The organism is Paenibacillus glufosinatiresistens (genome assembly GCF_031470375.1).
GTDB lineage: Bacteria > Bacillota > Bacilli > Paenibacillales > Paenibacillaceae > Paenibacillus_AQ > Paenibacillus_AQ glufosinatiresistens.
This window is the reverse complement of the sequence record NZ_JAVFHT010000029.1, coordinates 1-25635: the sequence shown is the minus strand read 5'-3', so window position 1 is coordinate 25635 and position 25635 is coordinate 1. Positions and strand designations below refer to the sequence as shown.

General features: G+C 51.9%; 17 protein-coding genes and 3 pseudogenes. 19 read left to right on the top strand and 1 reads right to left on the bottom strand.

All coding sequences use genetic code 11. The annotated features are described in order from the left end of the window. The 14 genes and pseudogenes from RBI05_RS18655 to RBI05_RS18590 all read left to right on the top strand — a co-directional run. A pseudogene (locus RBI05_RS18655) lies at positions 1 to 288 on the top strand (translation initiation factor IF-2); the annotation flags it as partial. 81 nt (positions 289 to 369) lie between these two features. After that, positions 370 to 1272, top strand: a complete 903-nt coding sequence (locus RBI05_RS18650; RefSeq protein WP_150456454.1) for a M15 family metallopeptidase — start codon at positions 370 to 372, stop codon at positions 1270 to 1272. A 130-nt stretch (positions 1273 to 1402) separates the two neighbouring features. Further along, complete coding sequence (locus RBI05_RS18645; protein ID WP_150456455.1) at positions 1403 to 1744, top strand: DUF3243 family protein; 342 nt, start codon at positions 1403 to 1405, stop codon at positions 1742 to 1744. A 225-nt stretch (positions 1745 to 1969) separates the two neighbouring features. Continuing rightward, positions 1970 to 3604, top strand: coding sequence for a formate--tetrahydrofolate ligase (locus RBI05_RS18640; protein WP_310552135.1), 1635 nt, complete (start codon positions 1970 to 1972; stop codon positions 3602 to 3604). A 286-nt stretch (positions 3605 to 3890) separates the two neighbouring features. Continuing rightward, entirely contained in the window at positions 3891 to 5267 is a 1377-nt protein-coding gene (locus tag RBI05_RS18635; RefSeq protein WP_310552134.1) for an FAD-dependent oxidoreductase, read from the top strand. A 300-nt stretch (positions 5268 to 5567) separates the two neighbouring features. Then, positions 5568 to 6395 (top strand): formate/nitrite transporter family protein, encoded by an 828-nt coding sequence (locus RBI05_RS18630; RefSeq protein ID WP_150456458.1) that lies wholly within the window; start codon positions 5568 to 5570, stop codon positions 6393 to 6395. A gap of 374 nt (positions 6396 to 6769) precedes the next feature. After that, a complete protein-coding gene (locus RBI05_RS18625; protein ID WP_310552133.1) occupies positions 6770 to 8023 on the top strand; it encodes an MFS transporter in 1254 nt (417 codons plus the stop codon). An 83-nt stretch (positions 8024 to 8106) separates the two neighbouring features. Continuing rightward, positions 8107 to 8658, top strand: coding sequence for a GNAT family N-acetyltransferase (locus tag RBI05_RS18620; RefSeq protein ID WP_310552132.1), 552 nt, complete (start codon positions 8107 to 8109; stop codon positions 8656 to 8658). Further along, on the top strand, positions 8655 to 9293 hold the full coding sequence (locus tag RBI05_RS18615; protein ID WP_310552131.1) for an MOSC domain-containing protein: 639 nt from the start codon (positions 8655 to 8657) through the stop codon (positions 9291 to 9293). The genes RBI05_RS18620 and RBI05_RS18615 overlap by 4 nt, the downstream gene beginning before the upstream one ends. A 348-nt stretch (positions 9294 to 9641) precedes the next feature. Beyond that, positions 9642 to 13499, top strand: coding sequence for a DNRLRE domain-containing protein (locus RBI05_RS18610; protein ID WP_310552130.1), 3858 nt, complete (start codon positions 9642 to 9644; stop codon positions 13497 to 13499). Between the two features lie 82 nt (positions 13500 to 13581). Continuing rightward, a complete protein-coding gene (locus RBI05_RS18605) occupies positions 13582 to 18057 on the top strand; it encodes an RHS repeat domain-containing protein (RefSeq protein ID WP_310552129.1) in 4476 nt (1491 codons plus the stop codon). A gap of 374 nt (positions 18058 to 18431) precedes the next feature. Further along, positions 18432 to 18698 carry a hypothetical protein gene (locus RBI05_RS18600; RefSeq protein ID WP_150459365.1) on the top strand — a complete coding sequence of 89 codons (267 nt, stop codon included), beginning with the start codon at positions 18432 to 18434 and terminating at the stop codon, positions 18696 to 18698. A gap of 614 nt (positions 18699 to 19312) precedes the next feature. Continuing rightward, the gene (locus RBI05_RS18595) at positions 19313 to 19996 is read left to right on the top strand and encodes a hypothetical protein (protein ID WP_310552128.1); all 684 of its coding nucleotides are present in this window, start codon (positions 19313 to 19315) and stop codon (positions 19994 to 19996) included. A gap of 496 nt (positions 19997 to 20492) precedes the next feature. Beyond that, positions 20493 to 20756 (top strand): hypothetical protein, encoded by a 264-nt coding sequence (locus tag RBI05_RS18590; protein WP_310552127.1) that lies wholly within the window; start codon positions 20493 to 20495, stop codon positions 20754 to 20756. Here the strand turns inward: RBI05_RS18590 and RBI05_RS18585 are convergent. Then, positions 20747 to 20905, bottom strand: coding sequence for a hypothetical protein (locus RBI05_RS18585; RefSeq protein WP_310552126.1), 159 nt, complete (start codon positions 20903 to 20905; stop codon positions 20747 to 20749). The genes RBI05_RS18590 and RBI05_RS18585 overlap by 10 nt on opposite strands. A gap of 231 nt (positions 20906 to 21136) precedes the next feature. Between RBI05_RS18585 and RBI05_RS18580 the strand changes: the two genes are divergently transcribed. The 5 genes and pseudogenes from RBI05_RS18580 (at position 21137) to RBI05_RS18560 (ending at position 25541) form a co-directional block, all read left to right on the top strand. Continuing rightward, a complete protein-coding gene (locus RBI05_RS18580) occupies positions 21137 to 21904 on the top strand; it encodes a hypothetical protein (protein ID WP_310552125.1) in 768 nt (255 codons plus the stop codon). 91 nt (positions 21905 to 21995) lie between these two features. Continuing rightward, positions 21996 to 22577: a hypothetical protein gene (locus RBI05_RS18575; protein ID WP_310552124.1), complete on the top strand. Its 582-nt coding sequence runs from the start codon at positions 21996 to 21998 to the stop codon at positions 22575 to 22577. A 167-nt stretch (positions 22578 to 22744) separates the two neighbouring features. Beyond that, on the top strand, positions 22745 to 23905 hold the full coding sequence (locus tag RBI05_RS18570; protein ID WP_310552123.1) for a S8 family peptidase: 1161 nt from the start codon (positions 22745 to 22747) through the stop codon (positions 23903 to 23905). 60 nt (positions 23906 to 23965) lie between these two features. Beyond that, positions 23966 to 24160 (top strand): annotated as a pseudogene (locus RBI05_RS19325) (RHS repeat-associated core domain-containing protein); the annotation flags it as partial. 260 nt (positions 24161 to 24420) lie between these two features. Further along, a pseudogene (locus tag RBI05_RS18560) lies at positions 24421 to 25541 on the top strand (IS3 family transposase). The last annotated feature ends 94 nt before the right edge of the window (positions 25542 to 25635 follow it).

The window sequence follows — 25635 nt, the reverse complement described above, 5'->3', positions numbered from 1 at the left end:
GCCGGCTCCCGGCCGGGGAGCCGGGGCAAGGACGCGGGCGGCTACGGAGCGCCCGCAGGCGGCGGCCGGGGAGGCCGGCCGCAGGCAGGTCCCGCCGCTGCGAAGCGCGGCGGACAGGGCCAGGGCGGACGCCCGGCGGCGGACAGCCGCGGCGGCAAGCCGGGCCGCGCGAGCCAGGGGCCGCGCGGGGGTCAGGGCCAAGGCGGCTCCTTCGGGGGCCGCGGCCAGGGTCAGGGACGCAGCGGCGGCAGCCGTGGCGGCCGTCCGGGCGGGCGCAGCGGCCGGTAAGCCGGCCCGGGTCCCGGATCGGCAGAGGCCCGGCGGCAGATGAACCGGGCCGGTATTTTGAGAGAGGAAGGTACCTGCATCATGAATAAGAAACTGGTGATGGCCCTGCTGATCCTTGTGGTGATAGGAATCGGCTGGGGATTCGGAAGATACGGCCTTCCGTCGGAGTGGGCAGACCGCGACGGCGGCGGCGGAACCGGTGTGCAGACCGGCGCAGGCGCCGAATCCACCCAGCCGCCGGAAGCGTCCTTATCGCCGCTTCCGGCTTCGGCGGTCCCGGCTGCTTCGTCCGGACCGGACGGGACGGCGGCGCCCGCTCCGTCGCCGGCCGGGGTGCCCGCGGCCTCTCCTTCGTCCAAGCCCTCTTCCGCCGCCGGCGGAGGAGCGCAGTCGGTCGTTACCGATCCGGACAGCGTAACGGTGATGGTCAACAAGCAGTACGGCCTGCCGGGCCAATACCGTCCGGATGATCTGGTCTATCCCGAGGTCCGGTTCCTCTTCAAGGAGAAGATCGAGAAGCGGATGATGCGCAAGGAAGCGGCAGAGGCGCTGGAGCGGATGTTCGGCGCGGCGCAGAAGGACGGGGTCTACCTCGCCGGCGTGTCGGCCTACCGTTCGGAGAAGACGCAGCGCAGTCTGTTCAACGCCTATGCGGCGCGCGACGGCGAAGAGAAGGCGCGGACCTACAGCGCGGTTCCCGGGTACAGCGAGCACCAGACGGGGCTTGCCATTGACGTGTCGGGAAGCGAAGGCAAGTGCGCAGCCGAGAGCTGTTTTGCCGGAACGAAGGAAGCGGAATGGCTGGCGGAGCATGCCTCCGAATACGGCTTCATTATCCGTTACCCCGAGGGCAAGGAGAGCATCACCGGCTACAAGTACGAGCCTTGGCATATCCGGTATGTCGGCACGGAGGCGGCGGGAATCATCGCTTCCGGCGGGCTGACGCTGGAGGAATACGAGAATGCGGTCCCGGCCAGCAAGTAGCGGGACGAGCCAGGCTCCGCCCCAGAGGCGGAGCCTTTTGTTCGCTTAAGGAGCCGGTCTGATTCACCTTCTTCTCCTCCGGTTAAGTAGTGGACAACTACGGATGTTAATCCGGAAGGAGGAGTTCACAATGTCCGAACATAATCATATGGTGAGCAAGGACGGCAGCGTGGAAGTCGGCCGGGTGAAGGAGACGCTGGACCGGATTGAGCCGGAACAGCGGGATGCGATTCTGGAGAACTTCGAGTCTTTCAAGGGATATTTGAGCAAGCGCATTCACCTCGCGGAGAAAATCGGACTCGGCGAGGAGCAGCTCGCCGTGGCGGCGGAGAAGGTAGCCGATTATCTGGCGGCCCACGAGGAGCCCCGCAACAGTGAAGAGAAGCTGCTGCTGGAGCTGTGGAAGCTGGGCACGAAGGAAGAGCGGCACAAGCTGGCTCACCTGCTGGTGAAGCTGGCCCAGTCTTCCTGATGGATGGACTTGTACGATTCGGATGCTCCAAGGCATCCTGGGCAGAAGGAGAGAGGCGCAGCTGGTCTGCGCCTCTTTCTTGTGCGTCAAGGGTCTGCTGCGCTGGCCGGTGCAGGGAGAGCCGGTCCGTCTATGAAAATAAACCTTGACGCCCACCGTCCTCTTCGGGGAAGATCGGGTAAGACAAGGACGCCGGATCAGGCGGCAGGAGGGTAACAGCAGACGATGAAGCGAATTGCGGAAGTGGCCGCGCAAGCGGGAATTTCGGAGGAACATCTGGAGTTGTACGGCAAATACAAGGGCAAATTGGCGCCCTCGCTGTGGGAAGAGCTGAAGGACCGGCCCAACGGACGGCTGGTACTGGTAACGGCGGTCAATCCGACCCCGGCCGGCGAAGGCAAGACCCTGACTACCATCGGGCTGTCCCAGGCGCTCAACGCCTGCGGGGTCAAGACGGTGGCGGCGCTGCGGGAGCCTTCTCTCGGTCCGTGTCTTGGCATGAAAGGCGGAGCAACCGGCGGCGGCCGGGCGCAGATCGTGCCGGCGGACGAGATCAATCTGCATTTTACCGGGGATATTCATGCGGTGACGTCGGCGCATAATCTGCTGGCGGCCATGATCGACAACCATTTGTTCCAGGGTAATGCGCTCGGTCTGGACCCGCAGCGGATTGTCTGGAAACGCGTCATGGATATGAACGACCGCAGTCTGCGGAGCATTGTCACCGGACTTGGAGACGGCAACGGGCCGGTGCGGGAGAGCGGATTCCAGATTACGACGGCCTCGGAGATCATGGCGGTGCTGTGTCTGTGCAGCGATCTTGCGGACCTGCGGGAACGGCTCGGCCGGATGCTGGTCGGCTATGACCGGGACGGGCGTCCGGTAACGGCCGAGAAGCTGGGTGCGGTGGATGCCATGACGGCGCTGCTGAAGGAAGCGGTGAAGCCGAACCTCGTTCAGACGCTGGAAGGAACGCCCGTCATCGTGCACGGGGGGCCGTTCGCCAATATCGCCCACGGGTGCAGCAGCGTGATCGGAACCCGCTATGCGCTGAAGCTGGGCGATGTCGTTGTAACCGAAGCGGGCTTCGGCGCCGACCTTGGCGCCGAGAAATTCATGGACATCAAATGCCGTCAGGCCGGTCTTGCGCCTTCGGCGGCGGTGCTCGTAGTTACGGTGAAATCCCTGAAGTACAACGGGGGAGCGGGAAAGGAAGAGCTGTATGCCCCGAACCGGCCGGCGCTGCTGGCGGGACTTTCGAATCTGGAGCGGCATGTGGAGAATCTCGGCAAGTTCGGCGTTCCGGTGCTGGTGGCGCTGAACCACTTCGAGGGCGATCATCCGGCCGAGGTGGAGGAAGTGCTGGCAGCCTGCGCCCGGCTGGGCGTCCCGGCGGCGCTCTCTCGGGTATGGGCGGAGGGCGGCGCCGGAGGCCAGGAGCTGGCCGCGGCCCTAATGAAGCTGCTGGATGAAGGCAAGCCGGCGGCATTCGCTCCTCTGTATGAAGACGAACTCGACATTCCGGCGAAGATCACGAAGATTGTGACAGAGATTTACCGGGGGTCCTCGGTGGCCTTCAGTCCGGCGGCCAAACGCAGCCTGGCCATGATCGAGCGGCTTGGACTGAACAAGCTGCAGGTCTGCATGGCGAAGACGCCGTATTCGTTCTCGGATCAGCCCCGTCTGCTCGGGGCTCCCGAAGGATTCACGGTCCAGGTTCGCGATATTACGCTGTCGCTTGGGGCCGGATTCGCCGTAGTCATTACCGGCAGCATCGTAACGATGCCCGGTCTTCCGGCCAAGCCGGCGGCGGAAGCCGTGCATGTGGATGAGAACGGGCGGATCGCCGGTCTGTCTTAGGAGAAGCGGCAATTTCTGCATCAGCAGCAATCGGGAAGTCCTGCGGCGCGTCGCGCGCTGCGGGGCTTTTTGTGCTTCTTCATAATTGGCGGCCGTTCGGGGAACGCTATCCTTCAGGTCGTTTCTCTAAGGGTTCCGCAGCTTGCAGATTTCTTGCGTAAATGTGAACATTGTGAAAACAAGCACAAAAACAGTTGCTTTGTGATATATGTCACAATATAATAAGTGCATAAAGTGAAAAATATCACATCAGACACGAAACAACCCTTTGGAGGAGGAAGAAATCATGAAAGTAGCAGTTATCGGATGTACCCATGCCGGCACCGCGGCAATTGTCAATACAGCACAGCTCTACCCGGAAGCGGAGATCACGGTCTACGAACGCAATGATAATATTTCATTCCTGTCCTGCGGCATCGCGCTCTACGTCGGGGGCGTCGTTCAGGACCCGCAGGGGCTGTTCTACTCTTCGCCGGAGAAGCTGGCCGAGCTTGGCGTAAAGACCAAGATGCGGCATGAAGTCACGATGGTCGATACGAAGGCCAAGACGCTTCGCGCCAAGAACCTGGTGACCGGGGAAGAATTCGGCGATACCTACGACAAGCTGATTGTCACAACCGGCTCGTGGCCGATTGTGCCGAAGCTGCCGGGGATGGAGCTGGACAACATTCTGCTCTCCAAGAACTTTAACCATTCCAATACGATTATTGAAAAAGCGCAGAGCGTCAGACGAATCACGGTAGTCGGCGCCGGATATATCGGCGTTGAGCTGGTTGAAGCCTTCCAGATGAACGGCAAGGAAGTGACGCTGGTTGACGCCGAAGAGCGGATTCTGAGCAAATACCTGGACGCCGAGTTCACCGGCCCGATTGAGCAGAGCCTGAGCGATCACGGCATCAAGCTTGCGCTGGGCGAGAAAGTGACGGGATTTGAAGGCAAGGACGGCAAAGTGACGACCGTCCTGACCGACAAGGGACGCTACGAGAGCGATCTGGTTATTCTCTGCATCGGCTTCCGCCCAAATACGGAGCTGTTGAAAGGCCAGGTCGAAATGCTGCCGAACGGTGCAATCCTTGTCGATAAATTCATGCGGACCAGCGCTCCCGATGTGTTCGCCGCCGGCGACAGCTGCGCCATCCATTACAACCCGACCGGCAAAAGCGCCTATATCCCGCTTGCGACCAACGCTGTCCGGATGGGTACGCTGGTTGCCCGCAACCTTGTTGCGGAGACCATTCCTTATATGGGCACTCAAGGAACATCGGGCATCAAGATTTACGAGGACAACATTGCCGGCACCGGCCTTACGGAAGATGCCGCCAAGGCGGAAGGCATCGACGCCGAAGCCGTGATGATTACCGACAACTACCGGCCCGAGTTCATGCCGACGCATGAGCAGGTGCAGCTCAAGGTCGTGTTCGAGCGGTCCACGCGCCGCATTCTCGGAGCCCAGATCATGTCGAAGATGGATCTGACGCAGTCGATCAATACCGTGTCCGTCTGCATCCAGAACGGAATGACCGTAGACCAGCTCGCCTTCATCGACTTCTTCTTCCAGCCGCATTACAACAAGCCGTGGAACTTCTTGAACACGGCCGGGCTGCAGGCGCTGCCCAAGACGGGCGCGAAGACCGAGACCAAAGAGCTTGTCGGAACGAAATAAGCGAGAGAAGTGACGATTAACCACAGCCGTCCGGCACCTGCCGGACGGCCTTTTGTTATGGCGTCGTGCCCGGACGGAGCGTTGACGGAGGTGCTCCGAGCCGAGAAGAAGGCAGATCGGAACAAGGCGAAGCGGGGCATGTGCGGGCAGGCGCTGTGCTTTTTTGACGTGTTGGTGAAAATTTTCACTTACTCTTTCTGAACGTGATATTTATCACGTTATTGTATGAGGCTCCGGGTTAAAATGAGGCAGAAGGCATAAAAGGAAAAATTTTAAGTAATTATAGAAGGGGATAGTACGATGGCTTACAACAAACCGCAGCAAATTGCGGAAGTGACGGTTGAGAACGGCATCAAGAAGGCGCATAATCCGCTCCTGACCGTCCTGATTCTCGGCTTTCTCGGCGGCGCGTTCATTGCGCTGGGCTTCCTGCTCGATATCCGGGTCATTGCAGGCGCGCCGAAGGAATGGGGCTCGATTGCGAATTTCATCGGAGCCTCTGTATTCCCGGTCGGTCTGATCCTGGTTCTGCTCGCAGGCGGCGAGCTGCTGACCGGCAATATGATGGCCGTGCCGCTGGCCTGGATGTCCCGCAAGATCTCACTCTTGGAAGTCGTCAAGAATCTCGTGCTGATTACGCTGGCCAATCTGGCCGGCGCACTGTTCGTCGCTTATTTCTTCGGCCATGTCGTCGGCCTGACCTCGGATGGCGTCTATCTGGACAAAGTCGTCGATATGGCGGGCCATAAGCTGGACGCCACGTTCCTTCAGGCATTTGTATCCGGCATCGGCTGTAACTGGCTGGTAGCGCTGGCGGTCTGGCTCTCTTACGGCGCCGATAACTTCAGCGGCAAAATCCTTGGCATCTGGTTCCCGACCATGGCGTTCGTCGCCATCGGATTCCAGCACGTTGTTGCCAACATGTTCCTGATTCCGGCGGCCATCTTCGAGGGCCATTATTCCTGGGGCGAATACTTCGGCAACTTCGCGCCGGTGTGGCTCGGCAACCTGACAGGCGGGGCCATCTTCGTAGCGGCGGCCTACTGGAACGCCTATCTGCGCAAGGACGGTGCAACGCTGCAGCCGGTAGAAGGCTCGGCGCCGGCGAGCGTCAAGAAGCACGCCTAATCCCTCGGATTCAAGGAGAGGCGAAATGGACATACGGCTCTATCCCGGGATTCGGGATAGAGCTTTTTGGCATACCGGAAGAATATGAACCCGCAAAAAAATCGCCGAACTCAGCCGGCTCGGGGGAACGAAACCGGTAGGGTTACGGCGACTATGAAAGGGTTTGCTTCATTCCTTATTACCCTGGCAAGTCTTGGCTGAAACATGAGGTTCACAGCAAATTTAGAAGTCTTTGCTTCATAAGCCGGGCGATTATACAATGAATGGGATGTACTGCTTCACAGCGTCAATGTAAAGGCTTGCCCTCTTCTTCCGATCAAGCAATACTGGATAGATTGAGAATGACAGACCAACCAATAGGGGACACCAGCCAAATGAAGTTTCTGAATGACTATCCTAAAGAGATCAAGCTGTTTCTGCTCGCCAGCCTGATCAGCGCCGTCGGCAGCTCGCTGATGTGGCCGCTGGTCAGCATGTATGTCTTCGACGAACTCGGCCGGAGCATGAAAGACGCCGGGTTCATTATTCTGATTCAATCGCTTGGCGGAATCTTCGGCCAGCTTCTCGGCGGTTCGCTGTATCATAAGCTTGGCGTGAACCGGCTGATCGTCGGCGCCCTGTCGCTGACCGCCCTGTCGCTGTTCTCCATTCCGGCGGTCAGCGGCCATTGGGCGCTCATGGTCGGCGCGATGGGGCTGTTCGGCTTGTTCAACGGGCTGTCGATGCCGGCGATTCAAGCCTTTATCGGCTTTCGCTTTCCGCGCCGCCGGGCGGAGCTGTTCAATACGATCTATGTCGCCAACAATATCGGCGTGGCCATCGGAACGGCGCTCAGCGGCTTCCTCGCCGATGTGTCCTATCTGGCAAGCTTTGCGCTGAACGGGGTGACCACGGCTGCCTTCGCCGCATTCTTCTTCTTCTACCTGCGGCGGATCGGTCCGGGTTCGGCGGAGCCGGAGGCACCGGCAGATGAACCGCGTCCGCAGACGAAGCCGCGTACCGCCTCGACCTGGACGCTGATGGGCAACACCCGGCTCTATCTGTATATGTCGCTGGGCTCCTTGTTCCTTCTGGTCGGCAACTCGATCTGGAACACGGGCGTCTCTCCCTTCATTATATCGGAGGGCTGGCCGAAGCGGGCTTACGGTCTGCTGTGGACGCTCAACGGCGTATTGATCTTCGTTGCCCAGCCGCTGGTCAGCCTGATCAAGCGTCTCTGCGCTTCGACCTCGACTGCGCAGATGACGGCCAGCGCCGTCTTCTATCTGTCCGGCTATGTCGTCATCCTGACGATTCCGACCTATCCGGGACTGCTGCTGGCCATGGTGCTGGCGACGCTTGGCGAGATGCTGATCTCTCCCGCGATGCCGGCCTTTATCTCGGAACGCGCCGACCAGGGCGCGCCGTTCTATCTCGGGCTCAGCGGCGGGATTGGGGCGGTCGGCCGGGTGCTTGGACCGCTCTTCATGGGCAGTCTGTACGATGAAGGCGGACTCGCGCCGACAGCGTGGCTGGCCTGCGCGATGGCGGTGCTGTCGGTCGGATTCTTTGCTCTCCATGCCTGGGTAAATCGGGGGCTGCGGGGGAGCCGCAGGGTGGCGGCCGGATCGGAACGGACGTCCGGATAAGGATGAATGCCAAGGGGAGGCCCGGCTGCTTCCCCGGGGATTTTGGTAGAAGCAGCATAAAGAGAGGCAGGTAGAGAATACTCATGATGCGTCAACGTCCAGGATTGCCTGAACCGCTAACCGCCGGCATCCGGCTGTCCGAATTCCGCGATGCCCGGGAGCTGATCGGCATTGACCATGCCGTCTGGAACGATTCGACCGCTCCTGCGCCGCTGGTATGGCAGTCGCCGGAGGATTTTCGCTTCCATGCGCCTCCGGGTTCGCAGCTTGTCGCCGTGGACCGGGGAAGAATCTGCGGATACCTCGGCTTCGGCTGTCCCAGCGGAACGGCCAGCAACCGGCATGTCTACGAAATCCATATCGCCGTCCATCCGGAGCTGCGGAACCGCGGCTTCGGGACCGCTCTGATGGACGCGATGAAGGAGCTTGCCGCCGAGCGGCGGATTCGCAAGCTTCGCCTGCGGGTATTGTCGAGCAATGAGCCGGCTCTGCGGTTCTATGCCAAATGCGGCTTTGAGGAAGAGGGCCGCCTCCGCGAGGAGTTTTATCTGAAGGGACGCTATGTGGACGAAGTGTTCCTGGCTTACCGTCTGGAGAGCGGACCGAACCAAGAGAGGAAGGCGGGACAGCAATGAGAGTGATCCAGCTTAGCGTCGGCCAGCCGGCGCCGGTGGAGTACCGGGGCAAGCCGGTGGAGACCGGAATCTACAAGCAGCCGGTGGAAGGGCCGCTGCGGGTGGCGTTTCATGGCATCACGGGCGACGGTCAGGGCGACCTTGTCCACCACGGGGGACCCGACAAGGCGGTCTGCGCCTATCCTTCGGAGCATTATGCCTACTGGGCCTCATGGCTCGGCCGGCCGCCGGGCAGCGCGGCGTTCGGCGAGAACGTAACGACCGAGGGTCTGCTGGAGACCGAGGTGTGCATCGGCGACCTGTACGAAGTCGGCACCGCGCTGCTTCAGGTCAGCCAGCCGCGCTATCCGTGCTTCAAGCTGTCGCTGAAGCACGGGCCTGCCGAGTTCCCGGCCCGGGTGCTCGAGACCGGGTACAGCGGCTTCTACTTCCGCGTGTTGCGCGAAGGCGAGATTGCCGCGAACTCGGCAATCGTCAAGGTCGCCCGGGGGGAGGGCGGCGTCACCGTCCGCCGCGTGCTCCGGGCGATGGAAGTCGGCCGGCGCGATCCGTCCGGTCTGGAAGAGCTGGCCGCCTTGACGGCGCTGTCCGAAGGCATCCGCCGGGATTTTGGCGAGTGGATGGGGCGGGCGTGAGAGGGCTTTTCCTGAGTGCCCGGACTCTTGCCTGTTATCCGTTCCTGTTCCAAAGACCCACGCGGAACTCGACCTTTCTATACCGTAAATCTCTCTTTAGATAGATTTGGCCCGATCTTAAGATTCAATTCTTGGATTCTCCGGAGAACGGAATAGATAAACGGTTGAACTTCGCCTCCTATCGTTCGCTTATACGAACGATAGGAGGCTTTTTTATTTCATTTTATAGGCGTTTTAACATGAAAACAGAAGTTTTGTCGAAATTGTTTTGAATTAGATATATCTGTGTATAAACCTAGCGTTTGGCAGGTTTTTGGTATTTATTCTAACTTGGGGGGAATGCACAGCATGCATCGTAAGAAAAAGGCCTATTCGACAGTCCTGATTTTGCTCGTTCTGGCGTTCGTTTTAACGACTCCGGTATGGGGGGCCGGATATGGAGGCCGGGCCGGGTATACTTCCGGATCGTCTCTTGATGAGCCGCGGCCTTCACTGCCGCCGACTTCGGAAGCTCTTGCTTCCAAGCCGGATGCCTTGCTTAGAAACAGTCAGAACGCCGATTCCAAATCATCCGTTACTTCCTCCGTATATCTTAAAGCTCCAACGCCTGATAAACCCTCTTCATCGCTTGAGCTCAAAGACAAGCGCACCCTCAACACCAAGACCTACCTCCTTGGCAAAGACACCTATGAAACGGTTGTAAGCAGCGAGCCTCTGCATTATCAGGACCAAGAGGGCAACTGGCAGGACATTTCACTGTCGATCGCCGACGAGAATGAATTGACGGCGACCCAGGAGGTGCCGTGGTCCAAAGATGCGCTTCCTGAAGTGCCGGCTCCCGTCTTAAAGGACGGCAGCGGCAAGCTGCGGACGGCTCCCAATCTTCAGAAGCTGACGAAAGACGCCTTCCGCGCTCTTCAGGTGCCGTTCGACATCCGGATTGGCAAGCAGTTCAAGCAAGGCTATGAGATCGGCAAGGGAGAAAGCAGGTTGAGCTTTGTGCCCGTAGGAGCCAATCCGAGCCATGCTGTCCGCCAGAAGGATGAAAATGGGGGTGCTTATATTCGCTATGCGTCTGCCTGGTCGGCAACCTATGTGGACCTGCAGCTGATTCCGAGCGGGCTCAAAGAAACCATTGTGCTCGAATCCGCAAGCGCGCCTTCCTCCTTCACCTATGAAGTAACCTCTGGACTGGGGAAAGACCTGAAATGGGGGAATCTGCAAATTGATCCCGCTTGGCTGATCGATGCCAAGGGCGTCTATCGGGAAGTATCCCAGACCATACGTACGGAAAGCGGAAAAACCTTTCTGGATCTCCGCCCTGATCTTAGCGGCCTGGCCTATCCGGTTCGCATTGACCCGACCATTCGCTTAACCGGGGTTAACAACAACATGATGGATACCACGGTAAACGCCCATGAACCGGACCGCAATTATGGCTCCGAGCCTAGGCTATATACAGGTAAGGATACGAACGGCAACCAGTTCCGCACTTTGCTGAAATTTGATCTCAGCCAGATTCCGGCAGGCGAGTATCAAGTTCTGGAGGCCTATCTGATCCTGAATCAGACGGCAGAGTATCAATATAATGCCTACACCAATGTAGAATTGCAACGGATTACAAGCGCGTGGGATGAGAGCGCAGTGACCTGGAATACCCAGCCGGCCTATGCACCGGATGCCGATGGACATCCTTATGCCAGTGCGCCGGTCTACGGCGAGGGGCAGCAGATCTTTGCGATTAAAGATCTGGCGGAAGAGTGGCTGAACGGCTTATACCCGAACTACGGGATTGAGCTTCATGCCGACAATGCGGCCGCCCCGAATGTCAAGAAGTACGTGTCTTCCAATACAACCGCCCAGAGCGACTATCCTTCTCTGACATTGAAGTACGTTCTTCCCGATCAGACTTGGAGCAGTACGACGGCCAATGCCGATGCTCTGGGAAGCTTCAACCAGAAGAAGATTGATTATACATCGGACGGTTACGAATGGCTGCTGGTCCGGGACGGCAAGAATCTCAAGATTGTCGGCAAAAGCCCGGATGACAGCGTCTGGTTCAAGGCCGGAAGCTCCGAATTGTCAGCTGCTAATGCATCCTTCTATATCGATCAGGATGATTATGGACATGTGGTCTATAAGGCATCTGATGGCTCTGTCAGGTATGTCCGGGCTAACTATAACCCAACCTCTCACCGCTGGACATTCGGGACACCGGTGACGGTCTCGACCGATCCCTCGGTCAATTATCCGGATCTGGTCGTCCACCGGGCTCTCGCCGGCGGGGGCTGGAATGTGCACATTGTGACTTCCAAGAACAATGCGTCCGCCAACAGCACCCTGTATAACCGGATGGATATCTCCGCTTCTGGCATCGCCGGTGCACCGGGCGCTGCAACCGTACTGGACAGCGGCGCTGTGGGAGTGCCGACCTGGCCCTCCATTGACTTTCAGCACACGCCGGCTTCGAGCGAGCGCGGCAAGGCTGTAAAGGATGGGCAGCCTTCACTGTTCGTCGCCTGGAACTCGGGCAATGCCGGCGGCGGATTGGGCATTCGCTACAAACAGGCGGCGTACAGCGCAGGAAGCTGGAGCTGGGGAAGCGAACAGGCAGTGGATGAGAGCCGTTATACCCTGTCGGATCGCGATTGGTTCCTGAGTGTCTATGACGGAAGCCGGTCCGTGGTCTTTGGGGCGCTGCGGGGCACCTCGGATCAACAGAATTTATTGGCGTATACGTTCACGGAAGCGGGCAAAGTACAGAATCTGCTTGTCACCGGCGTAAGCGAGGGCAAACAGGCGCTGTATGGCTCGGGGAGCTATGATGCGCAGGGGAATCTGTATTTTACCGGATTGTCCAAGTCCGGAGGCGACTTCATCACCTTTAAATGGCTCAGGGCCAGCACGGCCCTCACCCTGCCGAAGACGCTGATGGCTTCAAGCGGAACAGCTTACGCGGTAATGAAGCGGGGAGACAGCTTTAACCGGATCGAGCTGGCGACGAGCCATCCTTCCGGCTCGGAGGCCGGGGTATATGAAGTGGAGCACAGCGTCATTCTGGATACGGTCGAACGCCAGTTCACCCAGTATGCGTATGATGCCGCCTCCCGGCTGAAATATATCCTGATGCAGAGCGGCGACGGCATCAAGTTCACGTATGACGCGGCCGGCAATCTGACAAGACGCGAGCTTGACGAGCAGCCGGATACGAACGGCAGCAATCTGCTGATTAACGGCGGTTTTGAGGTCACAGAGACGACTCCGGGCGCAGATAATCCGACCGATCCGAACTATGGCTGGAGAACGTATACGGAGCCCGGCAGTACGGGAACGTATACCCCTGTCGATCAGCCGGTTGACCGGGGAACAAAAGCCATGAAACTGACGGTAAGCGGCCTTGCCGCTTGGAAGAGCGATTTTGTCTACCAGACGATCGGGGTCAATGCGGGACAACCGTTCCGGCTAAGCGGCAAGATCAACAAGCAAAGCCTGAATCAGGCAGTGGCCGCCCTATCCGTTGAATTTCTGGCAGGAGATCTGACGGTGCTCGGCAGCTATGAGCAGACCTCTACAGGGGTATCCTCAGGCTATGAGACGCTGCTCAAGAAAGGTTGGATTCCGGAGGGGACCGTATTTGCCAAGGTCTACGTCAAGATTAAATCGACCGGTTCAGGGGCAGCCGGAACGGTGTTCGCCGATCAGATCAAGCTGGAATACGAGGACAGCAACCAAGTGTGGAATCCGGGCTTCGAGGTAACGGACGACGGTGCACCGCATGCCTGGTCTACCTATACAGCAACGGGGGCAACGGCAAGCTTCAGCTCCGTTACCGAAGCGTTTGAAGGAACAAGGGCAATTCGGGTTACAACTCAGAACCAAGGAGCGGGAGCTTATTCCTTCGCTCATCAGACTCACGGAATCGGTGCGGGCGAGCCTTATACGGCAAGCGTCGCTTACCGGGCGGACGGGTTGGCGAACGCTGCTGCCGTACTGGCCCTTCAGTTCTTTGACGAGAATGGGGGCAGTCTGGGCTGGATTGAACAGACCGGCAATCAGGCTGGAAACTACGGCAGTCTCGTACTGGGCGGCAATGCTCCCGACGGGGCGGTCTCGATCAAGATCATGACCGGCATCAAAGGAACGGGCACAGGCGGTCAGGGCAGCGTCTACTTCGATAAGGCCAGCTTGAACATTACACCAAATTGAGAGACTCCGATTTCATATTCGATGAGAAGCGAGGGGAAGCAGTTTGAAGAAACGTAGATTTGGTAAAAGGGGTTCTGCACGAGTGCTGGCTGCTCTGTTATCGGTCACCCTGCTTACGCAGGGGATTCCCGCAGAGCGAAGCAGCGTCTATGCCGATTCTGCCGACAATTCGGTGGCGCTGAACAATCTGGCGACGACTAAGGCCATCTACGATATCGCGGTCAATACGCCAAATAACGGCATTGCCGGAGGGGAGGAGGTATCCAATCTGACCGGGACGATGACCTTGACGGCAACGGATCTGGTCTTCCCGGGACGTAACGGCCTGGATGTATCGCTTACCCGAGTTTACAGCACGCGCGACAGTAATTTGAGCAATCCGAGGGCCATTACCTCGAATACTTCAGCGCCTTATTATTACAGCAACGATTCATCCTGGGACAAGTACACCTGGAACGAGAAGCGTTACAACCTGGGGGCGGGCTGGTCTTTCGCCTTCCCCTCTGTGGAATTCAGAGGAACGGAGCCGTTCCTGCATATGACCGACGGCAACGTCTACCGCATCGCGGGAACGGGCTCTGCCCGTATCATTGAGGGCTACCCGCTCCAGGACAAGACCTTCTCCGCTGCCTCCGGGACGATCGGAGGAATGACGGCTGCCTACAAGCTGACCGACCTGGACCAGACCTCCGTCTATTTTGATGACAGCGGACGCTGGATCGGTACCCGTGATGCCTATGGCAACGAAGTCGCAGTAGCTTATGTCACCAAACCGGTCTTCGGCGGAACCAGTGTTCCGCTCATTGCCTCGATCACCAGTACCGGCGGCCGGGTTATTGCTTTTGACTATCCGGATGCCAATACAGTAACGGTTACGTACCCCATTGACGGAACGAAGAGCGGCAAGCTGGTCTACAACAAGACGGCCCTTGCGGGGCAGACGAATGAAATGGTGCTGTCCTCTGTAGACACCTACACCTCGATCGACAGTGCAAACAGCGCCAACAGCAAGAAGCTGACGACCTCGTATACGTACAGTCCGAAGACGGCGGCTTTCGATTACGAAACGGCTGATACGACAAAAGCGAACGGCTCGATCGTGTATGCGCTATTGAACAAGGTGACCTATCCGACCGGCGCATCCAGCAACTATAGCTACGAGAATACTCCGCAGAAAAAGTTCCTCGGCGCAGCCGGGTATCTGGAGTATTACCGGTTGTCCGAGCGGTATGACAGCCTGAAAGGGCCGGCCGGTACGGCCCAGAGAACCGGATATACCAAGTATAGCTATGATGCCAAAAACTTCTCCGGCTACGGGGTCTCCGGTGAGACGGACCCGGATAACCGGACCGCGAGTTTCAGCGTGACCAACAGCATGCGGACATTCACCGATCCGGATACGGCTTCGCCTTCCCAGGATCGGCTCGTAGAGAGCAAGACCTATAGCAGCAAGTATTTACTGACCTCTTATACGGCAGAGAAGCAGGGCGAATATAAGCAGACCACAACGTACAGCTATGATGCGCAGGTGGAGCTGCCTACAGCGGTGCGGGATACTTTTTACAGTATCGACGGCAGTCAGGGTTCTTCCTACACCGAGTACCAATACACCTATGACCCCTACGGCAATGTGCTGACCGAGACCGACCCCAAGAACTACAAGACCACCTATGCCTATCACAGCACCTTCCGGGGCATCCCGGTGTCCAAGACGACGGCTTACGGTTCCGCCGGCAGCAGCCCGGTTACGGAGAAAATTATTCAGACCGTCTCCCCGACCAAACCGGAAGTCAGCAAGGTGGAACAGAAGTACAAGAACAAGCCGACGGATACCGCCGAGCAGACGGATACCACGGAATTCACCTACGATGCCTACGGCAACGTACTGACGACCAAGCGGCTGTTGGAGAACAACCGCAGCCAACTGACCACCTATACCTATGACAGCAACAGCCTGTTCCCGGTCAGCGTGAAGCAGAATGTGACCAAGAACGGAACGACGCGCACTATTGAGGAGAAGTATGAGTTCACCTCCGGCACCGGCTGGGAAAAGGGCTATCTGGATCCCAATGCCGTCAAGGCCGGCACGAGTGCGGCTTCCAGCCGCAAATACGAAACGGAATATGACCTGACCGGCCGGGTCACAAAGATTAAATCGTCGATGGTGAGCGGCGAATCGGCCAAGCCGGAACGGACGTTCAGCTACACCTACGACACGGCGAACCAGACGTATACCGTGCAGGGAGTCGATGAGGAAGGCAACAAGACGGTCAGCCTCTATGATGGCCTCGGACGCATCCGCGAGGTGAAGGCTCCGGCGGCCAATACCGTGATGGACAGCACGACCGCGTCGCACACCCCGGTGACCAAGCAGACGTTTACGTATAACGGGCTGGGGGAAGTGATTGGCGTTAAGGACGGCAACAATCATACGATTACTTACGAGTACGATAATTTAGGAAGAGTCAAGCAAGAGACCACTTCTCTTGGACAAGTTCTGGGGCATTCCTATAATGACGTGCTCCGCAGTTCAACTACAACACGTCCTATTACGTCATCTACCACTGCAACTACTGAAATTACAAGCGATGAATTAGGACGTATGACTAATATCAAACAATTAAACAGCGATCCAACCAAGAGTGAGGTATTGCAAAGATCAATCGCCTATGAAGTAGGAGGAGATCCTTTTCAAGTTCAAACCATAGACGGTCGCAACAACACTGCAACTTATAAAGGAAATGGACTGGGATTAGTAACAGAAGTTCAACAAAACATAAACGGAATCAATCAGACTGCTACCTATGGCTATAACAAACTCAGAAAAATCACGAACAAATCTGTCGATGGACAGATCCTCGCCTCTTATGATTATAATGAGCTTGGTCAGCGCGTATCCAAGGCGGATGCGACAAGCGGGATTGAGACATACAACTACGACGACAACGGCAACCTAACGGATGGCACCGACCGGCTCGGCAACCCGACCCGGCACACGTACGACGAGCGCAACCAGCTGACCGGCTGGGACTACGGCTCTGTCGGCAGTGCAGTGACCGCCACGTTCACCTACTACAAGAACGGTCTGCGCAAGTCGATGACCGATGAGACGGGTACCACCCAGTATCAATACAACCGGGATTCGACACTGCGCGGGGTTACTTACCCAGACGGCAAAACGATTCAGTACGAATACGATAATGCCGGGAATCGGACGAAGATGACCGATCCCTTTGGGGCAATTACTCTGTATGCGTATGATGATGATAACCGTTTGACTAAAGTGAGCTTCAAAGCCAATGCTTCCGCGGTGGAAAGTACGCAGGCCACTTACGTATACTCTGGCAGTGTGCTTGATAAGATTACGTATGGAAATGGATTAGTGACGCAGTATTTCTATGAGGATGGATTTGGACGATTAACGAAGGTCCAGCATCTTAAGGGTTCTTCGGTGATAAATGAATACAAATATTCCTACGATGGGAATGGGAATATTACACAGCGCACCAGCAATGGCAAGACAGAAACTTTTGCTTACGATGAGCTTGATCGCATAATTTCCAGCACGGAGGGTAATGAACAGTATAGTTATGACAAAAAAGGAAATCGTCTCGTTCAACTTTCTACAGCTACGTCTATTAGTACGGACTCCGTTAACTTCACTTATGATAAAGCCAATCAATTGAAGTCCGTAACTCGCAACGGTATCGCCACCAGCTACAAATATGACGGCGATGGATTGATGCGAGAAAGAACTAGCGGTGGGAAGACCACTCGATTCTACTATGACGGGCAGAATATCATCGCTGAAGGATCAGTCTCCGGCAATAGCGTAAGCTTCCAGACTCGATACATCCGGGGATCGCAGCTTATCAGCATGACCAATCAGTCGGGCGGACAGGGATACTATTTGTTGAATGGACATGGCGATGTTGTAAGCCTGTACAAACAGGACCAAACCTTGTTGAGTACCTATGACTACGACATTTGGGGTAATCCGAAAGTGACGGAGGAGGCAGACTCGTTCCGTAATGCCTTCCGCTATGCAGGCGAATACTGGGATTCGGATACAGGGCTTCAATACCTTCGAGCAAGATGGTATGACCCCAGCACAGGACGGTTTATTACGGAAGATACCTGGGAAGGCCGGATAAACCATCCGGATAGTCAGAATCCGTATGTGTATGTGGTGAATAATCCGCTGAGGTATATCGATTCTAGTGGACAAAATCCTGCTGCTTTGGCTGCAGCTGCCGGAGGAGCGCTATATGGAGCTGTTGTTAATGGAGTTAAAGCAGCGATAAAAGGTGAGAATGTTGGGGCAGCAATAGCAGGAGGGATGGTTGATGGTGCAATATCTGGATTAGGGGCTGGCCTTGGAAGGCCGGTAGAAGGGGGAGCACTTGGAGGATACTTAGGAAGTGTAACAGAACAATATCTTTCATCAGGAAAGGTTAGTCAAAAAGAGGCCTTACTCGAAGGTGCCAGTGGGGGAGCAACAGCAGGCCTAGGCGACACCTTTGGGCTTTTAAAAGATCTATATGAAACATACAATTAAAAAGTAAGTCGAGAAATGCCCGAGTAAAGATTTACTAGTATACTTGGGCATTTTTTAAATATTTAGGCAAAGTTTAATTGTCTATTTGAAGCTACTTAAGTTCCTATATAGTATAGCCATCGTCCCAGTACGGATTATCATATTTCTTTTTCTGATTAAAAACTCTTTGATAAAGCATTAGACCGCAATATATAGCGGTAGAGAAACTTTAAAATTCATGATCTGTACGTATTTGTATATATTTTATAAAAGAAGAGTGTGATGCTTAAATGTCTTTTAAAATAACTAGGTGGATTTATGTTCTGGTAATTGGCAACTTTCTATTAGCGCTAATCTTACTTTTTTTCTCTAATCAAACGGAGTCTCCGCTTTTAATGAAAGTACTAATGATAATGCCACTAGGGCTAGCCAGTTTACTTGTTTTCTGGCAAAAAACCATCGAAATTAAAGTTTATAACGATAGGTTAGAGTACAAATCTTATAGAAAGAAAGAGGTTATTTTATATTCACATATAGCTTCTTTTAGAGAAGAAGAAATGAATATTATAACTAGGGAGGGAACAGAAGTTAGACTTCCAACATTGCTAAAAAATCAAAAGCATCTTCGAGAACTTATTCAATCTAATATGAATAATAGTTGAAAGTAAGGTGAGGAAATGAATGATATTTGGTTAGTTTTAATTGAAATTATTATTCTTTTAATTGGGTTGAAGAGTTTAATATATCCATCTAGAAAAGGGCTTTTAGGAAATAATTTAGATAAAAGTGGAGTTATTATCGTACGAATATTGGGTGGTGCTACCGCTGTACTTATGCTATCGGCGCTTCTATACAATTTTTAATTTTGCAAATTTACAGGTGTCATAGATTAAAAAACAACGTTCTGCATCAAAAGTCAAAAGGGTGAGGTTGGACACCCGTGTTCAGTAAGAAAAAGGTCTTTGAAGATTTGCCTAACACAATGGTTTTAACAACAAAAGAAGTGATTGTTACTAAGAGAGGAATCTTATTTGTATCACACGATGCAGAGGATGGAATGTGGTAGTTTCATAGCGGTACTGACGTAGATATAGAAAATGCTATGTTGGTAGAGTAACCTTGATTGGCAACCTGCCTTTCAAGGTTTTCTTTTGGGGGGCGGCTGTTCTTCCTTTAGCGCCGGCGGCTGACTTACCAGAGAGTCAAGCAAGTCGATATAATGGGGGCTAATTAGAATTAAGGGACCAATTACGATAGGTGAAATAGGGTGGTATCTATGAAATATTGGACCGAACTTATAAACGATGCATTCTTATGTTTCCCATGGTTTTCTAAAGATGAGGCCAAAAAGGAACTTGGATATGTGCCTCAATTGAGTGTGTTCAGTATTGTAGGATCAATGATTTTTTCCTCTGAGGATTTGGAACAATTTATGCAGGTCTGCAGTGAGACTTTGAGCAAAATAACTTGGAAGAAAGCCATTGGCGAAGAGTATGGATTTTATTTGTTTGGTGTTATTGAGACAACGGATGTTAAATCAAGAATATTTAGACACCAAAAATTATGGAAGAGCGTGGCACCAGAGTTAACCCTAACTAATCTTAATCTTGGTCCTGAAATCGAGTATAGGGTGAATGGAAAGTTGGGCTACTCTAGTATTGCAAAATTTAAAGTCGACAGCTTTTATAACGTATTGCAGATTGTAAAAAGCAATCCTAAAAAATACTCCATATTTTGTAGCAAGAGGCACGATATTATGACTGAAGATTATATTAAGTCTATATTAGAAAAGGTATATTTAGACGACACCGGCAAAGAAGTTAACTGCTTTAAAGTGGTGTTAACTTCATGTATTGAGGGAGGTTTTGTGTTTAGATGGGGAAGTTCTTCAGAGGAATGTGAACTCGATATAATCTCTTTAGAACAGTATATAAATATCTTTCGGAGTTTTTCTCCGTAATGCAAGAAGAATATAGCTTGTAATTACTTGTTCTTTTCCCTTAATTGGTTTTATGCTCTTCGAGGCTTCTTTTTGAGAAGATGCAGCAAGAGAGTTGTCAGTAGGTGAACCCGACCCTTGGCAGACCGGCTTACGCGGTACTACCTGCTGTACCTACCTGCTGTACACGCACGACTGCGACATCTGGGGCAGCCCGAAAGTGACGGAGGAAGCGGAGTCGATATATGGGAAGGACGGGTCAATCCGAGCGGGCATCGAGTGTACTTAATCATGGTACAAATTCTGATTCTTCCACCTGGACACCGGAAATAAGAAGCTACATTGCTGGTATCAATAATGAACGCGTGGATACAGTGGCGTGGAGGGGGGAACAATAAAGAGGCCAGAAATAATGCCGCAAATGATATAGCCCCTAGGATTTATAATAATTATTTAGCAGATCCTTCAGAACCCATTAAGTTAATAGGACATAGTCACGGTGCGGACGAACGCTCACATGCCGCCAACCGCCAAGCGGTTCGTTAAAGATGAAAATGCTGCACGTTCCATGCCGCACCGACTTTTTCCTTCAGGAGGCGTGCTGCAACTCAGCGCAATGATTTGCGCTTCCAGTTCTCCGGTAATTTTTGGAGGACTGGGAGGGGTCAGACGCATTTTTTCGTTCCAGCGTAGCTTGCATTCCTTGCTCGGCGAATCGTTTTCGCACGAGATGAACGGTGTTGGTGTGTACGTTCAGGCGCTGGGCTATTTCTACGTCTGAAAGGTTGCCCTCTTTTCGATTTCATCCGCCCATAGCAGGATTTGAACTCGCCGTATGGAGTGCGCCGCCTGTTTTCCCTTGCTGCACATCTGGGTTAATTCCTTTTGCTGCTCGGCGTTCAGTTCTACGATATAGTTCCGGTGTTTCATTCGGTCCACCTCTTTTACTCTGACTATATCATAGATTCCAGATTTTAACTATTTTTAGAATGATGGAGTACTAGTACAATTCAACCCATCACCCATGCTACTGATTCTCAATGAAAGTGCCAAAGTGATTTTAAAAAAAGATTAATTGACATAATTGCCCATAGGGAGTATTCTTGTTTTAAGTTCCAATATTATTATAAATTTGGAATAAAAAAGAAGTAGAGTGCTAACATGACAACGGTATTATCATGTTTCCTGTGCGTTCCGTCCTTTGCAGCAAATGATAAACCTGTACATGAATTAAAGGGGATATGGTCGAGAGGAGAAATAACCCAAGATCCTGTTAAACCATTCAAAGGCTATAAAACTGATGCAAATGGAAATGTAACACCATTGGATGTTTCTCCATTCACCGGGAATAATATTATTACTACCACTGAAACTGGTGGAGTCAGTACGAATAACTATTGGAATAGCAACAACAGTTTGTATTATGAATATATTCCTGGGAGTTACACTATAGATTACTCCTCTAAAGATTCTTATCACTACAAAGTAGGTCATACTCAAGCTTACAATGCAGGCACTGTTCCCGCGCCACTAAATTACACTCAAGGGCAACAAGCTACTTCAACATGGTCAGTTACCACTCAAGTTAGTGGGACAGCTGAGCTAAAAACTAATTATCTTACAAAGCTTGGACTTACTTTAGGAGGTTCTTATACCTATAGTAATGCTACCCAATCCAGCTCTTCTATAGCCTATACACTTTATGTTACTCCTGGATATACAGGTTTTATTGATGCATGTTTGCCTGGCGGTTATGCAAACGGAACTGCAAAATATAAAGAATATATGTATTCGTACGGCACAGGAACTTTTATTGCGACTGGCAATACAGTTTCAAATTCGAATGAAGGCGGATGGTCTCCTGTAAGTAATAGTAGCATATATGCTTTGCACTTCGACACGCATGAGACGTACGGTCGTGTGCAATAATAAATAATTAATTTAAACACTAATGGAATGAATGGGTCTAAGACACCACATTTATTCCATTAGTGTTCTTCAATAAATGGGAGGGCTCATAATGAGAAAAATGTTCCATTTTATTGTAACTATAGCTCTATTGCTTACGGTAACTGCCTGCAAAAGCAAAAACGTTAATATAACCACACAGGACGTTCTTTCCTACAATCAATATGTAAAAATACTGAGTTCCACTAAAGACCAACTACACTTTACAAGTGTCCCAATGAAATTAAGCGAATCTACCCTCGATAACCCCACCATAATTATGGTTAATAAGGCAATTGCCTTTGGTAAAAAGATTAACCTGACTTTAAATGATGAGGCTAGGGATTCCACACAGCATTTTTTAACCTACGAAGACGAAAAAAATGGGTATAAGGTAATTACTGGCTGGATTTATACCAATTCAAACCAAGGGAGCAATTTACTTTATTTAAAGCCAGATATTCAAGGGAATACGGGTGATTTTAATTCGATTCTCTCATACAAAAACATTCTAATTCATGTGCAGCTAACACGTTTATTCCCTTCAAGCCCGTCCCCCGGAGATTATGTAAGAGAAAATGAAGCGGTGCTCAAAGACATTGTAAATTTTCTTGAAACTAAAGCTCCTACTCTCGCTGACAAATCTGGAGAATGACTCTTATTTCTTAATCCCTAAATTTGAACCACTAAAACTCCACTCATTCTGGGTAAGTTTATAAGTGGACACGTCCGACGCTCCATTTTCACATAAGATATTTCAGTTCAACAGAAAACAAAGCGAACTTCTCTTTTAAAATTATATAATTGTGGAGGTAACCCTTTTTGAAGTCATTAAATAAACTTTTTATTGTACTAACGTTGCTAAGTGCAATGTCCTTTCAATCCAATACAATAACAGCAACAGCTAATGCAACTCAAGTTTCGAGCAAGAATAATTACCTCATTACAATTAAAGATGACAAGAACCTTGACTATTTCGTATCAAAATATAATTTAGATAAGGAAAAGAAAAGACCCTACTCTAAAACCATGTCTGTTGAACTAACATTAAATGAAGCAGAAAGAATGAAACAAGATGAGACAATTAAATATATTGAAAGTAATAATGTCGTAACTATAGATACCATAACCAAACAAGTGACCGAATATAAAAACAAAGAAATATCCAATACCCAAGTCATCCCTTGGGGAATTCATGCTATCGGGGCAGACCTAACAAATTCAAAAAAAGAGGAAGGTAAAAATATAAAAGTTGCTGTGCTAGACACAGGAGTATCAGTTCATGAAGATTTAAAAGTAGCGGGCGGTGTCAACATTCTGGATAATACTTCTTCATATCTAGATGATAATGGTCATGGCACGCACGTTGCGGGTACAATTACTGCAAAAAATAACCTCTATGGGGTTGTAGGAGCCGCTCCAGAGGTTGATTTGTACGCAGTGAAAGTTTTAGACTCTAACGGTAACGGAGATTATGCTCGAATAATACAAGGAATTGATTGGTGCATCGAAAACAAAATTAACATCATATCCATGAGTTTTAGCGGTACTTCCGAAAGTGATGCACTACATTCCGAAATACAAAAGGCTTATTCTAAGGGAATTCTTTTAATTTCCAGCATCGGTAATACTGGAAACGACAATATCAACTATCCGTCAATCTATTCTGAAGTTCTATCTGTTGGAGCAGTTGATTCAAGCTTAAATGTAGCTCAATACTCAAGCAGAGGTGCTGCTCTGGATATTGTAGCTCCTGGTACAGATGTATTGAGTACGACATTAAATAACAAATATGGTTATATGTCAGGTACATCGATGGCAGTTCCACATGTTACCGGGGCAGCTGCTGCTGTATGGTCTTCAAATAAAAACATGACTAATGATGAACTTAAAAATAGACTATTGGAAACGGCAACACCCAAAGGAGACGCAGTCGATTACGGTTATGGCATACTTAATCTCGCAAAAGCGCTTGGAATTTGATTACCAATTATAATTAGTTAGTGAATTCATAAAATGACGGAAGAGGCGGACTCGTTCCGTAATGCCTTCCGCTATGCAGGCGAATACTGGGATTCGGATACCGGGCTTCAATACCTTCGAGCAAGATGGTATGACCCCAGCACAGGACGGTTTATTACGGAAGATACCTGGGAAGGCCGGATAAACCATCCGGATAGTCAGAATCCGTATGTGTATGTGGTGAATAATCCGCTGAGGTATGTAGACCCGAGTGGCAAATGTTTTTGGGATGCGTGTATATTAGAAGGAGCGGTTGCGTATGCTACAGCGGCGGCAGTTGTAACTGTAGTTGCTGGTATTGTCACTGGTAAGTATCTAAATGATCAAGGAATTAATATATTCGAATCAAGCAATGAAAGAAGCGAATATCCACCTGCAAAACGAAAGGATTATTCTTGGATCGTCTACACTTAGTTGGACAGAAAAAATAAGGGCTTGTAGAATAAACCTATCAAGCTAAGGAGCAGATCTCTACAATGTCCAAACAACAACGAAGAACGTTTACAAGCGAGTTCAAAAAACAAATGGTGCAGCTCTATGAAAACGGAAAATCCAGAGCAGCCATTGTGGAGGAATATGATCTCACGGCTTCTGCTTTAGACCGCTAGATCAAGCAATCCTAGAAAACAGGCTCCTTCAAGGAGAAGGATAACCGCTCTCCAGAAGAAAATGAACTCCTCGCACTACGAAAAGAAAACCAACGTCTCCAAATGGAGGTAGACATCCTAAAGCAAGCCGCGCTGATCATGGGACGAAAGTAGCTATCATCCAGAACAACCGTGATAAATACTCGGTATCAGCAATGTGCGGCGTCCTGCAAATCGCAAAAAGTACGTTCTACTATGAAGCAAAGGAACGAACGACAGAAGATGCACTATCGACAGCGATTGTGGAGATCTTCCACAAGAACCGTAAAGCCTACGGTACCCGCAAAATTAAAGTGAAACTAAAGGAACAGGGATTTGTCGTGTCCAGGCGTCGTATTGGACGAATTATGAAGGTGCAGGGGCTAGTTTCGACCTACACCATCGCTCAGTATAAGCCCTGTAAGACAGCCTGTAACGAGGCAGCTGCAGCGAATGTACTAAACCGTGAATTCGAGCAGAAGAAGGTTAAGCGGTTTGTCGTGAGCGATCTGACGTATGTGAAGGTTCGGAACATATGGCATTATATTTGTGTGCTTATCGACCTGTTCAATCGCGAAATCGTGGGACACAGCGCAGGGCCAAACAAGGATGCGGCTCTGATTTCCCGCGCCTTTGCTACAGTAAAGGGCGATCTGCGTCAAATTGAGTGGTTCCACACCGACCGTGGCAGTGAGTTTAAAAGTGAAACGATGGACGAGCTTCTACAAACCTTTGAAATCGGACGTTCCCTCAGCAAGAAGGCCTGTCCCTATGACAACGCCGTGGCCGAAGCGACCTACAAAATCTTAAAAACGGAGTTTGTGAATCAAACGGAATTCCAGAGTCTTCGGCACTTGCAAATCGAGCTATACGATTACGTCAATTGGTTCAACAGACACCGTATTCATGGAACGCTCGGTTACCTGACGCCTGTTCAGTATCGCCAAGAAGCCCTTAAAAAAGTTGTCTGATTTACTGTTGACAATCCAATCCAGAGCAGCCATTGTGGAGGAATATGACCTCACGGCTTCTGCTTTAGACCGCTGGATCAAGCAAGCCAGGAAC

What these genes read in the sequence shown, in the direction of transcription:
- RBI05_RS18595 (WP_310552128.1), top strand. Translation starts at nt 19,313, where the DNA reads ATGAAATATTGGACCGAACTTATAAACGATGCATTCTTATGTTTCCCA.
- RBI05_RS18590 (WP_310552127.1), top strand. Translation starts at nt 20,493, where the DNA reads ATGCCGCCAACCGCCAAGCGGTTCGTTAAAGATGAAAATGCTGCACGT.
- RBI05_RS18620 (WP_310552132.1), top strand. Translation starts at nt 8,107, where the DNA reads ATGATGCGTCAACGTCCAGGATTGCCTGAACCGCTAACCGCCGGCATC.
- RBI05_RS18650 (WP_150456454.1), top strand. Translation starts at nt 370, where the DNA reads ATGAATAAGAAACTGGTGATGGCCCTGCTGATCCTTGTGGTGATAGGA.
- RBI05_RS18600 (WP_150459365.1), top strand. Translation starts at nt 18,432, where the DNA reads ATGAAAGTACTAATGATAATGCCACTAGGGCTAGCCAGTTTACTTGTT.
- RBI05_RS18575 (WP_310552124.1), top strand. Translation starts at nt 21,996, where the DNA reads ATGAGAAAAATGTTCCATTTTATTGTAACTATAGCTCTATTGCTTACG.
- RBI05_RS18640 (WP_310552135.1), top strand. Translation starts at nt 1,970, where the DNA reads ATGAAGCGAATTGCGGAAGTGGCCGCGCAAGCGGGAATTTCGGAGGAA.
- RBI05_RS18615 (WP_310552131.1), top strand. Translation starts at nt 8,655, where the DNA reads ATGAGAGTGATCCAGCTTAGCGTCGGCCAGCCGGCGCCGGTGGAGTAC.
- RBI05_RS18645 (WP_150456455.1), top strand. Translation starts at nt 1,403, where the DNA reads ATGTCCGAACATAATCATATGGTGAGCAAGGACGGCAGCGTGGAAGTC.
- RBI05_RS18585 (WP_310552126.1), bottom strand. Translation starts at nt 20,905, where the DNA reads ATGAAACACCGGAACTATATCGTAGAACTGAACGCCGAGCAGCAAAAG.
- RBI05_RS18635 (WP_310552134.1), top strand. Translation starts at nt 3,891, where the DNA reads ATGAAAGTAGCAGTTATCGGATGTACCCATGCCGGCACCGCGGCAATT.
- RBI05_RS18630 (WP_150456458.1), top strand. Translation starts at nt 5,568, where the DNA reads ATGGCTTACAACAAACCGCAGCAAATTGCGGAAGTGACGGTTGAGAAC.
- RBI05_RS18625 (WP_310552133.1), top strand. Translation starts at nt 6,770, where the DNA reads ATGAAGTTTCTGAATGACTATCCTAAAGAGATCAAGCTGTTTCTGCTC.
- RBI05_RS18580 (WP_310552125.1), top strand. Translation starts at nt 21,137, where the DNA reads ATGACAACGGTATTATCATGTTTCCTGTGCGTTCCGTCCTTTGCAGCA.
- RBI05_RS18610 (WP_310552130.1), top strand. Translation starts at nt 9,642, where the DNA reads ATGCATCGTAAGAAAAAGGCCTATTCGACAGTCCTGATTTTGCTCGTT.